The organism is Enterococcus sp. BWT-B8, assembly GCF_020567625.1.
Taxonomy (GTDB): domain Bacteria; phylum Bacillota; class Bacilli; order Lactobacillales; family Enterococcaceae; genus Enterococcus_L.
The window spans coordinates 77,992-90,955 of sequence record NZ_JAJDJV010000011.1 but is presented as its reverse complement, the minus strand read 5'-3'; the positions used below and the strand labels follow the sequence as shown (position 1 = coordinate 90,955).

The 12,964-nt window shown below is 36.1% G+C and carries 11 protein-coding genes; 10 read left to right on the top strand and 1 reads right to left on the bottom strand.

The genetic code is table 11. From position 1 onward, the window contains the following. Positions 1-18: 18 nt before the first annotated feature. From LI951_RS11190 to LI951_RS11145, 10 genes are all read left to right on the top strand, one after another. On the top strand, positions 19-405 hold the full coding sequence (locus LI951_RS11190) for an LPXTG cell wall anchor domain-containing protein (protein ID WP_202067384.1): 387 nt from the start codon (positions 19-21) through the stop codon (positions 403-405). Next, positions 405-1,208, top strand: coding sequence for a WxL domain-containing protein (locus tag LI951_RS11185; protein WP_229442233.1), 804 nt, complete (start codon positions 405-407; stop codon positions 1,206-1,208). Before LI951_RS11190 ends, LI951_RS11185 begins: the two co-directional genes overlap by 1 nt. 33 nt (positions 1,209-1,241) lie before the next feature. Next, a complete protein-coding gene (locus tag LI951_RS11180) occupies positions 1,242-2,009 on the top strand; it encodes a WxL domain-containing protein (RefSeq protein ID WP_202067382.1) in 768 nt (255 codons plus the stop codon). Positions 2,010-2,928: 919 nt separating this feature from the next. Beyond that, positions 2,929-3,987: a DUF916 and DUF3324 domain-containing protein gene (locus LI951_RS11175; protein ID WP_229442231.1), complete on the top strand. Its 1,059-nt coding sequence runs from the start codon at positions 2,929-2,931 to the stop codon at positions 3,985-3,987. 53 nt (positions 3,988-4,040) lie between these two features. Beyond that, positions 4,041-4,718, top strand: coding sequence for a hypothetical protein (locus LI951_RS11170; RefSeq protein ID WP_229442229.1), 678 nt, complete (start codon positions 4,041-4,043; stop codon positions 4,716-4,718). Positions 4,719-4,740: 22 nt separating this feature from the next. Continuing rightward, positions 4,741-5,475: a signal peptidase I gene (lepB, locus tag LI951_RS11165; RefSeq protein WP_229442227.1), complete on the top strand. Its 735-nt coding sequence runs from the start codon at positions 4,741-4,743 to the stop codon at positions 5,473-5,475. A 26-nt stretch (positions 5,476-5,501) separates the two neighbouring features. Next, complete coding sequence (gene lepB, locus LI951_RS11160) at positions 5,502-6,107, top strand: signal peptidase I (protein WP_229442225.1); 606 nt, start codon at positions 5,502-5,504, stop codon at positions 6,105-6,107. 22 nt (positions 6,108-6,129) lie between these two features. Next, positions 6,130-8,739: a YfhO family protein gene (locus LI951_RS11155; RefSeq protein WP_229442223.1), complete on the top strand. Its 2,610-nt coding sequence runs from the start codon at positions 6,130-6,132 to the stop codon at positions 8,737-8,739. After that, complete coding sequence (locus LI951_RS11150) at positions 8,732-9,712, top strand: hypothetical protein (protein ID WP_202067376.1); 981 nt, start codon at positions 8,732-8,734, stop codon at positions 9,710-9,712. The genes LI951_RS11155 and LI951_RS11150 overlap by 8 nt, the downstream gene beginning before the upstream one ends. Before the next feature lie 200 nt (positions 9,713-9,912). Further along, complete coding sequence (locus LI951_RS11145) at positions 9,913-10,638, top strand: hypothetical protein (protein WP_229442221.1); 726 nt, start codon at positions 9,913-9,915, stop codon at positions 10,636-10,638. A 411-nt stretch (positions 10,639-11,049) separates the two neighbouring features. Here LI951_RS11145 and LI951_RS11140 read toward each other — a convergent pair whose 3' ends face one another. Continuing rightward, entirely contained in the window at positions 11,050-12,684 is a 1,635-nt protein-coding gene (locus LI951_RS11140; protein WP_229442219.1) for a recombinase family protein, read from the bottom strand. Positions 12,685-12,964 lie beyond the last annotated feature (280 nt).

The window sequence follows — 12,964 nt, the reverse complement described above, 5'->3', positions numbered from 1 at the left end:
GATGGAGGAAGAATAAACATGGGAAAAAAATTATTTGCTTTACTTGTCGCTTCCTTCATTGCGGTGTTGAGTATCTTTTCAGGGGGGTCAATGAAAGCAATGGCCAGTGGCAATGGCGGTTCCGTTCAAACGAATGGTGTGATTACGTTTTATGATGAAACAGTCACTTCTTCTTCGACTGAACCAGCTAATTCTTCAACAACAAGTTCATCAATGGCTTCTTCTTCAACACTGCCCGCAACAGACGGTTCAAGTACTGTTGGGAAACCGACAGGAACTTATCCCTCAACTGGTGAGCTTGTAAAAACAGGCTTATCATTCAGCGGGATTGCAATTGTAGCTGCTGTTCTTTTCTTCTTTTGGATAAAACGTAAGGAACAAGGTAAGAGAAAGGGGAGCAGATAATGCTAAATAAAAAATTGTTCCCTGCTGTATTACTTTCAGCTTCTCTTTTAGTTTCCTTCAACAATTTTGTTCCTGCGGAAGGAACTGAAAAGAATGCTGCAATTGAATTTACGAGGAGTACGGAGATTGATTACATTGTTGATCCGGAAAAACCCGAGAATGAAGTTAATCCCGGTGAAAGCCCAAGTACAAGCGGAAGGCTGCGGATTGATTTTGTTCCACAATTAAATTTTTCATCAAATGTTATTTCTGATAAAGAAGTTTCATATCCGGTAAATGCACAACTGTTTTTGGATGGGCAAACTAGTCCGCGAGGAAACTTTATTCAATTATCTGATTATCGGACAACAGCGACAGCACAGGGCTGGAAGCTGCAGGTTCGTCAAGAAAATCAATTCAGTAATTCAACTACGACAAACAGCTCATTAAATGGAGCAGTATTGTCATTTGATAAATCATGGACAAGTACACCAAATTCAACAACGGATGCACCTGTTGTTTCCAGCGAAATTATTCGCTTAAGCAATATTGGTGATACGTATGATTTGGCAACTGCTGAGACAGGCAGCGGCGCGGGAACATGGAGTATTTCTTTTGGGGCATCTGAAGGACATTCAGAGGGACAATCATCAACATTAAGTCCTAAAACAGACGCAAACAATGAGCCAGTTCTGGACTCCGCTTTTAATAGTCAGCAGGTCTATGAAAATAGTGCAATAAAGCTAACTGTACCGGGAGGCACTCAAATAGATCCGGTACCCTATTCAACGGTGATAACTTGGATTTTAGCCGAGTTACCATAAATATAAAACACACATTATTAGGAGGAAACACAAATGAAATTAACAAGTAAATTATGTGGTACAGCTTTATTAGCTGTAGCAGGAGTTGCGATTGCAGCACCAAATACGAAAGCGGTAGACAATCTGCAGCATGACGGAGATGCGTACATCGAATTTACGCGTAATACAGAGGGCGGCAGCAATACAACTATCACAAAACCAGGAACAACTGGTTCAACAATTACAAACATTCCAGATGTTACTGATCCAGGTGATTTTGGTATTGTAGCCGTAACACCATTGGATTTCAGCTCACATGAAGTAGTTGCCGGGTCAGCCGCGACTGAATATTTTGCATTGCCGTTTGTTGCAAATGAAGGAAATGCAGACGAATATTTGGTTGAAAACTTTGTTAAATTCTATGATGGACGTTCAACATTGAATCGTGCATATAAATTATATGCTGAAATGACACAAGAATTTACTGGTCAAGTAGAAGGTACAGATGTTGCGTTGAATGGATCAGAGTTGACGTTTACAAATCTAGCATTAACTTCTATTGAACCAAGTCATTTACAACCAGAATCAGCTGATTTGAATTTTGGTACTAATTCATTGTCTTACAATGTTGCTGGTAATAAACAGCTTATGCTGGAAAATACTGCAGCAAATAAAGGGGCAGGTGATTATGAATTAACATTCGGTAACCAGGATGCAGGGACTGCAGCAACTTCAGTTAAACTTAATTTAAAGGATGATATTGAAATTTTCGAAACGAAATATACTGCTAAAATTCAATGGACACTGGAAGCCACTAGATAATTTACAGTATTAAACAAAGAGTACTGAGAGGTCGGGACAAAGCTTCTTCATGCGACGAGTAACCGCAGGAGTAAAAGTGTTCAGCTCGGAGACCCAAGTAGGTATCATCTACTCTGACAAGTCAATCGTAGTGATTTATGATACCAAGAAGGATAATCCGAAAATTGTCATGGAACATTATTCATGAAATGAATAGCTGTGGATTGATATCTACTTGGAGCTTTCTATATTTCCGAGATGTTGCCTGCGATTACTCGGCACAGATTAGGACCGACAAGTGCTGGTTCTACTTTGCCGCTTCTGCTTATATTCGTACTTTAGCAGAATGGTATGCGTAGTTTCGATAAGTATTCCTTGAATGAAACCAGCTTACTTGATGTAGTAGAACTGTATGCGCAGCAGAACTGCTGTCTCTGCGAGTTTAACGATTCACGGGACAAAACATTACGTAGAAGAACTGTTGTCTCTGCGAGTCTAACGATTCTCGAGACAAAACATTACGTAGAAGAACTGTTGTCTCTGTGAGTCTAACGATTCTCGAGACAAAACATTACGTAGAAGAACTGTTGTCTCTGTGAGTCTAACGATTCTCGAGACAAAACATTACGCTGTATCCGTTTTTCTGCGTCTGCGGTTCTCGCTACACTTTGTTCCGAAATGGCAGAGCCATTAAGAATTGAAGGACTTCGTTTTGATCTCATCAATTTCTAAATGGCAAAGCTGCTAAGAATTGAAGGACTTGGTTCCGATCCTCAAAGTATGTCTGAGGGGGCATATAAGAACTTGATCCTACGCTTCTTACGAATGCTCGAATCATGCAAAGATTGGAACACTGTTTATTCGGTTTTAAGGGTTCTAGGCATGCTAATGCCATAGCCTCTCTTATTAAAAATATGAAAGGTCACAAGGTAGTCAGGTTATGAAAAAAGAAAAAAATTTTTTGTTTCCATTATTCCTTCTGTACATAGTGTCGCTATTCAGTTTTGGAGTTTCCACATATGCAGAAGAATCTGTAAGCACTGAAAATGAAGGAACAGATCCAATGGGTGGATTTAATTATCAAGTTATTAAACCAGAAAATCAACTTTCAAAAGATGTTGGCTATTTTGATTTGCTGATGACAGCAAGTCAGGAACAACTAGTTGAAATTCAGTTGATTAACGATTCTGCAAACGAAATGATTGTAGATGTTTCACTGAATGGTGCAAAAACAAACGGTAATGGTGTGATTGAACATGGACCGACTGCAATGGAAGATGACAAGTCATTAAAATATAAGTTTAATGATATTGTGAGTGCTGAAAGTGAGATTACTATTCCTGCAAATTCAGTGGTTCCCTTAAAGCTGAATATAAAGATGCCGGAAGTTTCCTTTGATGGGAAGATTGTTGGCGGTATTCAATTGAAACAACGAGTAGAACATCCAGAAGATCAAACAGGGATTATTAATGAATATGCTTATATGATCGGCATGATTTTGCAGGAAAATGAAGCAGTGCTGGAGCCGGATTTAATCCTGAACAAAGTGTATGCGGGGCTGGCTAATTATCGAAATGCTGTGTTTGTTAATTTTTCGAATATTGTTGCAGAGTACCTGGAAGATATGACTGTAGAGGTTCAGGTTATGCCAGGAGATTCAGAAGAAGTTCTGTATGATGTAAAAAAAGCCGGGATGAGAATGGCACCTAATTCATATATTGATTTTCCAGTCACAATGAATGGTGATCGCATGGAGCCTGGAAAGTATAAAGCACATATCCTTGTTGTCTCCGGAGGGAAACATTGGGAATGGACAGAGAATTTTGCCATTGCAGATGAAGAAGCAGATAAATTTAATGGGCAGGATGTTTCACTGGTTCAAGAAAGAGGAATCGATTGGAAGCTGATTGCTGGAATTGTAGGTACGGCATTGGCATTGCTTATTGTCATATTCTTGATTGTTCATACGGTCTCTAATAAAAAGAAAAAGAGTAAGTAAAGGCCTTCTAAAAAAAGACAGGCAGAAAATAGTTCGAAAATGAGGAAAGATCTATGAATTTGAATATGAGTAAATTGGATATGGCCTTCATAGGTCTGCTGTCATTAGGAATTCTTTTGTTGTTGTTAGGTATAATCTTTTTAGTTCTTAGTATTGTTGCCGGAAGGAAACTGGAAGGGCTGAAGAAAAAAAGACCGAAAAACAAGAAAAAACGCAAAAAATGGCAGCGTATCTGTAGAAAGGCAGAACAATACAAGAAAAAGCGAAGAAGGAACGGTATTTTCCTTCTTATTATGGCAGTTTTACTTGGTGGAGGAGCATCTTATACTCGTTATTATCAATTGACGAATTTGAGTATTTCGAATGCAGCTGCATTAGCTAAAATCTATTATTTGATAGGAGAAATAGATAGTCAGATTGAATCCTATAATAATGGTGCTTCAATTGAAAAAACAGAAAAGAATATTCGGGATTTATCCCAGCAGTTGACAAGTGCTTCTGTAGAGACTGCTTATATGGGATTGAGTGTTGATGGTCAGAAAAAGCTGAACCGTTACTTCACTTCAGCAAAAAATCTTGGGATAAATTTAAATGCTCAAGCTCGAGTGATTTTGGAAAACCTGGAACAAATGGAAATGTATCAATCAGACATAGAAAAAATAAAAGAAAATCAGCAGGAAATATTTAAAGAATACCAAGTAAATGAACATGCGCTGAAGCAAAAAAAATGAGTTATCTTGAGTGTGAATAACTATGAAAAAAAGAACAAATAGGAAAATGACTGTTAAAAGCCAAAAGAGACAGGCAGCCAGATCGCCACACTATCGTATAGAAGATAATAAAAAACAAACTGCTATAAAAAAGAAGCGGAAGAAAATAACTTCAGACATTCCAAAAGAAAGAGCTGGAAGAAAATCATCCAAAAAAAGAAGACATCTGTCAGGAAAACAAAAAGGGCAAAAGAAATTTAATCAGTTTTTGGTCCAAATGAGTATTTCAATTGTAGTTTTTTCTTTTTTAATAGGTCTTATATCATGTTTTACATTCAGATTAGTAAAAGTCGAAGGGTATGCGATGACCCCTACATTGAACAATCGAGACCGATTATTTGTAAGTAAGGTCGAAAAAATCAAAAATTTTGATTTGATTTGTTACAAAAATTCTTCAGGGGAGAGTTATATTCGGCGTGTTATTGGATTGCCTGGAGATCGATTATTATATAAAAATAATCAGCTCTATCTAAATGAAAAAGAAGAGCTGGAGCGTTATTTGAATAGTTCAAGTGAGGGTTCTTCACAAATTACTGAAGACTTTGCTTTGGTTGAATTGACTGGAGAAAAATGGGTGCCGGAAAAGAAATACTTTGTTCTGGGAGACAATCGGTCTTATACAATTGACAGCCGCCATTTTGGTTTTGTCTCTGAAAAAGACATTATAGGAGTAGTAAAACTTCGTCTGTTTCCTTTCCATACAATGGTTCGTTTCTAATTTTAATGATAAAGGAATAAAGAAGTATGAAGAAAGATAAAAAGAAACTAGTTACCCAAGCTAGGTTGAAAAAAAAATTTATAGGAAAGCAGAAAGAGATCCTTATTTCTGCTTTCTTCTGTATCTGTATGGTCTTATTGCTTGTAATAGGCATCATGAAAATCAGGATGCATCGGATTGACGGGAGTTCAATGGAACCAACCCTAACCAATAGTGATCGGCTGATTATTTGGAAGACAAAAATTCCTGACCGATATGATTTAATTGCTTTCGATCCTGAAAATACTGAAGACAGTTCTTATACTAAGCGTGTGGTTGGGATACCTGGAGATCGAATATGGGTTGAAGGAAATGCCCTATTCATTAATTGCCGAATAAAGAAGGAACAAGCTGAAAAAGATATTCCAGCAAAAGAGTTGCCGGATGGAACGCTAAAAGTGACGATTACAGAAAATGTCTGGAATGATTTGGAATACTTAGATAATATTCCGGATGGATGCTATTTTGTATTAGGGGATAATAGCAACCATTCTACAGATAGCAGACATTTTGGCTTTGTTCGCGATGATCAGGTTGAAGGTGTCGCTGTCATTCGTTATTACCCCTTTTCAAAAATGGGGATTATAAATTGAATAAAAGGATAGTGAACTATATATGAAAAAAAGAATTGTTGGATATATCCAGAAAAATTGGTTGGTTTTGATCCTGAGTTTTTTAATACCTGTCATCATTATGATAATTGTTTACTCTATGAATGGGATATACATAGGTAGTGAGCGAAGTATCATGGCAAGTGATTCTTTATCTCAATATTCCAATTTTCATGCCAGTTTCAATAATGTGCTTCATGGAGAACAAAGTATGTTTTATACATGGTACGGGTCCCTAGGATTAAATTACTGGGCATTTGCAGCATATTATGTGAATAGTATATTTACACCTTTAGTTGCTTTGTTTGATAATGCAGCTATGCCAGATGCACTTTATGTGATTACTCTAATAAAATTTGGCTTTATTGGCTTATCTTTTTATGTGTTTGCGGAACAGACATATAAAAAGATGTCACGCTGGCAGCAGCTTTCTTTTAGCAGCACCTATGCATTGATGGGATATACTGTTGCTTATTCACCAGTGATTATGTGGTTGGATGCCTTTGTCTATTTGCCTTGGATTATCTTGGGAATTCACCGAATACTGGATGGAAAGAAGCCGGGAATTCTATTTTTGAGCTACTTATTATTGTTTCTTTCCAATTTTTATATGGCATTTATGATCGGTGTTTTTTCCTTCCTCTATTATTGCATGCACTTAATTATTGACTGGTCTCGTTATAAAAAAACGATTTACCCATATATGATTACTTCTTTATTAGCTGGTGGCGCTTCGATGCTTACAGTTCTGCCGACCATTTTAGATTTAACAAACAATGGTGAAGGTTTAAATAAAATTGATCGTCTGTTTACTCCAGATACAGGGGGCTGGGATTTTATTGTAAAAAGTATGGTTGCGGTATATGACACCAGTAAATATGAATCAGCACCTTTTATATATATTGGATTGCTTCCACTTATTTTCTGCTGCTTCTACTTTGTTTCAGACAAATTTTCTCTAAGGAGTAAATTATGCTATGGTACTTTGTTCATTCTACTTATTGCAAGTGTTTATATTGATCCGTTAAATTTATTCTGGCATGGTCTGCATGCTCCAAATATGTTTTTATTCCGGTTTAGTTTTCTGTTTTCCTTTTTAGTCATTTTGTTCGGCGGCTATGGATTTGAGGCTTTTGATAAAAAGGATCAAAATAAACTAATGAACATACTACTAATCATTGGTAGTCTGTTTATTGCAGCAATTCTTTTGTCAAATCCTAAACGATACAACTATATCACGAATGAGTCGCTTTATCTGACGATTGGATTTCTAGCTCTTTATGCGGTTTGTCTGCTGTTATATGGAAAAACAGATAAACTGAGGATATACATACCGATATTTTTGTTTCTTTTAATGAGTACTGAAACTTTTTTTAATGCAAAAGGTTTAATTGCAGGTGTGGGAGCTGATTGGGGATATCCTGGCAGATATTATTATTCTGAATCCTATTCCGATGTTGAAAAGCTGGTTAATCAGACAAAAAAAGAAAATGATACATTCTATCGAATGGAAAATCTTGATCGGGCAAACTTGAATGACAGCTTTACTCATGGGTATAGTGGGGTAACAATGTTTTCTTCAATTCGAAACCGCCATTCTTCAGCGTATTTGAATAATTTAGGCTTTCGATCCTTGGGGACTAATCTGACAATTAATTATGATAATAATACACTTTTCATGGATTCTTTACTGGGAATCAAGTATAACATTGCTAAAGATGACCCAATGAAATTCGGCTATGAAAAAATTTCTGAAAGCGGTGATTATGCTCTTTATGAAAACAGCTATGCTTTACCGCTCGGAATTTTGACAGATGATGGAATATTTGAAACAGATGCAGTAAAAAATCAAACTGCTTTATTTAACCACTTAGCTGAAACGAATGAAATAATGACTGAAGTGGTGGAGCCAAGACAAGTAACTATAGAAAATGCAGTTGTTGCAACTTCTGGAAAGGAACAAATCTATACTGAAATCAGTCCTGGAAAAGAAAAAGTGATAACGTGGTCTGTCTATGTACCGGCTGGTCACCAGGCATACTTAAGTATTTATCCAACAGATATGATGTACATGCTTGAAGGAAGTGTTAAAACAACAGTTAATGGAGTGACAAGGGAGACTACTATCACATCGTCAGGTCAATACTACAATTTGGGTGATTATGAAACAGGAACAACGGTTGAGGTTAAAGCTGTATTTACAGGGACTAGAATGATTAAAATTTATAAGCCGGATGTATTACTATTAGATTCGACTAAATTTGAACAAGCTGTTGAAGCAGTTCAAGCAAAGGGTGTGTCATTTGAAACCACAGGCAGGACGGCAACTGCAAAAGTTAAATTGGCAAAGGATCAAGTCCTCTTTACAACAATTCCTTATGATGCAGGTTGGACTGCCTATATTGATGGTGAAAAAATAGAAATACCAACCTTCAAAAATGCCTTTTTGACATTGGCAATTCCTGCTGGAACTCACGAGATAGAATTTGTCTTTTTACCACAAGGGTTAAAAACAGGTCTCATACTTTTTGCAGGCTGTATTGCTTTGTTTTTGCTATATAGAAGGTACGAAGATCGATTGATACGGAGAAAAGAGGAATCATCAAATGAATAAAAATTTTTATATATTTCTGGCAATGGTACTGCTTCTCCTTAGCGGATGTTCTGATTCATTATCCGATGAAAAAGTGAAATTCAATGGTGCTGGTCATACCTTTGAATTTCAACTTCCAAGCGACTGGGACACACAAACGGAATCAAAATTAAAAGAAAACTTTGGTGATGCAGCAGCTTTTGGTGCAGAGGATACAAAGAGTGATTCTTTTATGTATATTTTGGCATTTTCAAAAGCAGAGGTTGATTTAGAGAATTTCGCTGAAAAGACAAGAGAAGAACTTCAACGGACATATGGTTATGAAAATCTTGAAGATGTCTTTATGAAAGAATATGAAGTAAATGGCTATCCGGCATTTAAATATACTTTGAATACAAGCTTTGAAAATGAGAGTATGTGGGCTCACTTTTACTATATTGCGACGGAGAATAGTGTTGTACAAGTTAATTATTTTTCAGCAGATGATAGAAATTACGAAAAGCGAGTAGAAATCCTTAATCAATCAGCTGATAGTTTAGTAGAAAAAGGAGCAGCAGACAGTGAGGGGATTTCAGATAGTTCTGCTTCTGACAGCAGCTCCAATATGTTTGCAGAAAATGCTTCCATGCGGTTTGAAGTAACTGGCTATCGCAAAGTGACAATCATTGATCAAGAGTATTTGGCAGTAAGGTTTAAGCTATTGAATAAGGGCGAAAATTCAATAAAACCTGCTGTCTGGTTTAAAAAGACAAGCTTGACAATTGGGAATCAAGTGCTTAATCAATCAGACTTTCCAGAAGAAGAAGCTGTAGAAAATTTGAAAGTACTGGCTGAGGCGAATGATGATGAGCTTTCTAGAGGAGAAGAAAGCGAAGGATTAGCTTTTTATAAAGTTCCAACTGATAAAAATAACCGGGTTGTGAGTCTAACCTTTGTTGAAGGTGAGTTTGATCAAAGCCAGCTAATTCAGATGGATTTGAGTGTATTTGACTAGAAAAATAAGTAAATGAAAGAAAGTAAAAGAGGGAAAATAGTGCATTTGTCAAAAAAGTATTTTTAGCACTAATTTTTTTGATTTTTCTAAAATAAATTCAGTAGAGAATTAGTTAAGCTGTATATTCTTATGTCGATTGATCACTGCCAACAGCTATCTAATAGAAGCAATTGATCTGATTAAGATAAAGGGGAAAATTTATGTTTTTTAATAAAAGAATCATTCATTCGTTACTTGTACTCTTACTTGGATGTGGGTTTTTAGCAGCATGTGATGGATCATCTGCTAATAAGTTGTCATCAGAAGACAACTTATTAATCTGGTCGGAAAATCGAGATAAGTCATTTCCAAGTTATGATATTGGGGAGATGACTAAGGAAGAGGCAGAGGAGTTAATGAAGGAGAAGCTTCAATTGATGTTAACGGAAGCTTTCAAAAACGCAACAGGCATTTTGACTGAGCAGCTGACCATGGATAATCAGACGTTGGACTACACGCAATACTATAGTCAATCCTCAGCAGCAGAGGTTGATTACAGTGAATATTTAGTTTTCAAAACTTCTGAAGGGTATTACCCGATTTCTGCTCAGGTAGAGATAAAATATACCCTTGACAAGGGAAAGAAAACAGTTTCTTCAACACGAGAAGCTGTTGTTGTAAAGAATATTGCCTCTACAGAGCAATTCAATGGGAAGGATCAAAAGAAGCTGATCTCTCAGCTAGCATCTGCATATAATATTTCGGAAAATGATTTTTCCATGAAACTTTCAGAACTTTCAGGTAAATATAATGAAACAATTTATTTATACGATACATTGGAAACTGCAAAAGAGGATGAAAGTCTGGGTAAGAGAATCTATGTGAAGTTTGCCGATAATGGGGTGGTTTCAATAATTGGACTAGTATTGGAAGATTTTAGAAAGTAGTAAAGTAATGTTACCTGAACTAAACTGAACTTATTTTGGTAATGGAATAGAAAGTCCGTTTCGCCTGAGCTCATTGAGATCAACAGGTAAAACGGACTTTTTCAGGGCAGTAAATTTTTTTAGATTTTTCCTAACAAGCACAAATGTAATTTACCCAATCATTTTATAGTAATTTGCCTGATTTTTTCGTTTTGCAAAGCCTATATGGGACTGTGACATAAGTATGTCTGACTCCGCTAAAGCCGAATAAACGGTGTTCCAGAAGTTGCCTCTTCGGAAATAAGGCGAACTATACTGAAAATATGAGTAGCTATTTTCGTATATTCCGCCTTATTTCTTGAGGCAGAACACTTCGGTTAATAACAATAAAGACAAGATAATAACAGGAGTAGAAACTCCCGTTATCATTCATTATTTTTGAATTGAATCAACAATTTTTTGATAGGTATCCTCAAACTTGAAGTCAATCTCAATACCTTTATCTTCTCTGACATGAATTGCTTCAACAAGGTCAATCAAAATTGCTCGATTCAATTTCGTTACATTTCTATGTTCTCGAAAAACTTCTATATAAGGCGTGATTTCATCACGGCTTTTTTGTTGTCCTTCAAGCTCTAATTTAATGTTTTTAATAACTTGTTTTAAGTGTGAAATTTTCTCTTCAAAAGATAGCTTCATGCGCATGTACTCATCTTTAGACAAAACGTCAGTTTTCCAATCAATGTAGAGACTATCTGCAATCCCTTCAAGTTTGGATACTTCATTTTGTTTAGTACTCAAAGATTTTTCTAAATGCTTAAGACTGGAGCTAGCAATTTTATCTCTCCGACTATCGTCTAGTATCTCTTCAAGCTTACTTACAGTCCGTATCTGCTCTTGAACAGCACATAAAACAGCATCTTCTACAAGCTCTTTCCTAATTCTGTGTCCAGAACAAGCCTTTTTTGACTTAGCCGAATAGGTAGAACAAACATAATAGGTTATATCTCTCTTTCCATATCGTTTCGTCATATAGTAGTTTTTCGTTCTAGTCATGACCATTCCGCAATCTGCGCATTTTATAAATCCAGAAAATATATCAACAGTCCACTTGTTCTTAACAACACGATGTCTTTTCAGGCGTATGAACTGAACAGACTCAAACAGCATTTTTGAAATAATTGGCTCATGAGTATCCTCAACGATAACCCATTCATCTTTAGGAACATACTCACTTTTCTTTAAGAGTGGACTTAACACTCTTGATTTGCCTTGAATCATATGCCCTATATAGGTTTCGTTATCCAATATTTTCCTAACTGTCGCTACGTACCACAAGCCGTCATTATTAGGGAAATTACCTACAAAGTTCATTCCTTTGCTTCGTTTGTATGAAGCTGGGCAGAGAATACCTAAAGAATTGAGTTTCTCGGTAATTGCTTTTTGACTTAATCCATCATAGGCATACCAGTGAAAAATCTTTCGCACAACTTCGGCCGCCTCTTCGTCAATGAAAAACTTATGCTTTGTTTCTTCTGTGTCTCCCTTAACATAGCCATAGGGAGCAAATGCACCCACGAATTCACCTTTTTTCATCATCGTTTTAAATGTTTTACTAACTTCTTCAGAAACCTTAATTGGATAATAGCCGTTAAACATACCATGAAATTCTACTTCCATAGAATAGGCTTGGCTAGGACTTAAAAAGGTGTCAACATGAGGGGTATCAAGTGTGATAAAACGGGTCTGGAATTGCGGAAAGACTTCTCTCAAATGTCTGTTTTGGTCGCCAGTATTACGAAAAGCACGAGCTAAACTTTTACAAATAATCGTATCCACTAGTCCATTTTCTACATCTGAAATCATACGTAGAAACTCGGGGCGGTTGTCGTTATCTCCAGATTGTTTCTCACTAAAAATAATGTTACAACTCTTTAACGCTTCTTTTTGGACTTCAAAGCCTAATTTTTGTCTGTCGTCTAAACTACTAACTCGTGCATATCCTATTTTTACCTTGTCCAGCTTCTCCAAATTCTTGAATTGATGTTTCTTCTTTAGTTTTTCCATATTGAAAACCTCCTAAATAAATATTTTTGTTACATCTATATAGTAAGGCTTAACAGTTGAGAAGACTAAGAAAGTAGGCAAGGAAACAGCTTATAATGGTTGATTTTTCGGGATTCTATAACCAAAAAAATCAACTACTTCAATGCATTTATTTTTATTAGTGTTTCACTAGTATTATTCAATAGAAATAGAATTAAACTCAATTTCCAGTAATTATCAAAGCTTATTATTTTTTTATTTCGTGTATTATTAAAATATGATGGTATACTTTAAGTGAGAT

Excerpts from the sequence above, each read along its gene's own strand:
- LI951_RS11145 (WP_229442221.1), top strand. The coding sequence starts at position 9,913 with ATGTTTTTTAATAAAAGAATCATTCATTCGTTACTTGTACTCTTACTT.
- LI951_RS11175 (WP_229442231.1), top strand. The coding sequence starts at position 2,929 with ATGAAAAAAGAAAAAAATTTTTTGTTTCCATTATTCCTTCTGTACATA.
- LI951_RS11185 (WP_229442233.1), top strand. The coding sequence starts at position 405 with ATGCTAAATAAAAAATTGTTCCCTGCTGTATTACTTTCAGCTTCTCTT.
- lepB (WP_229442225.1), top strand. The coding sequence starts at position 5,502 with ATGAAGAAAGATAAAAAGAAACTAGTTACCCAAGCTAGGTTGAAAAAA.
- lepB (WP_229442227.1), top strand. The coding sequence starts at position 4,741 with ATGAAAAAAAGAACAAATAGGAAAATGACTGTTAAAAGCCAAAAGAGA.
- LI951_RS11170 (WP_229442229.1), top strand. The coding sequence starts at position 4,041 with ATGAATTTGAATATGAGTAAATTGGATATGGCCTTCATAGGTCTGCTG.
- LI951_RS11190 (WP_202067384.1), top strand. The coding sequence starts at position 19 with ATGGGAAAAAAATTATTTGCTTTACTTGTCGCTTCCTTCATTGCGGTG.
- LI951_RS11180 (WP_202067382.1), top strand. The coding sequence starts at position 1,242 with ATGAAATTAACAAGTAAATTATGTGGTACAGCTTTATTAGCTGTAGCA.
- LI951_RS11155 (WP_229442223.1), top strand. The coding sequence starts at position 6,130 with ATGAAAAAAAGAATTGTTGGATATATCCAGAAAAATTGGTTGGTTTTG.
- LI951_RS11140 (WP_229442219.1), bottom strand. The coding sequence starts at position 12,684 with ATGGAAAAACTAAAGAAGAAACATCAATTCAAGAATTTGGAGAAGCTG.
- LI951_RS11150 (WP_202067376.1), top strand. The coding sequence starts at position 8,732 with ATGAATAAAAATTTTTATATATTTCTGGCAATGGTACTGCTTCTCCTT.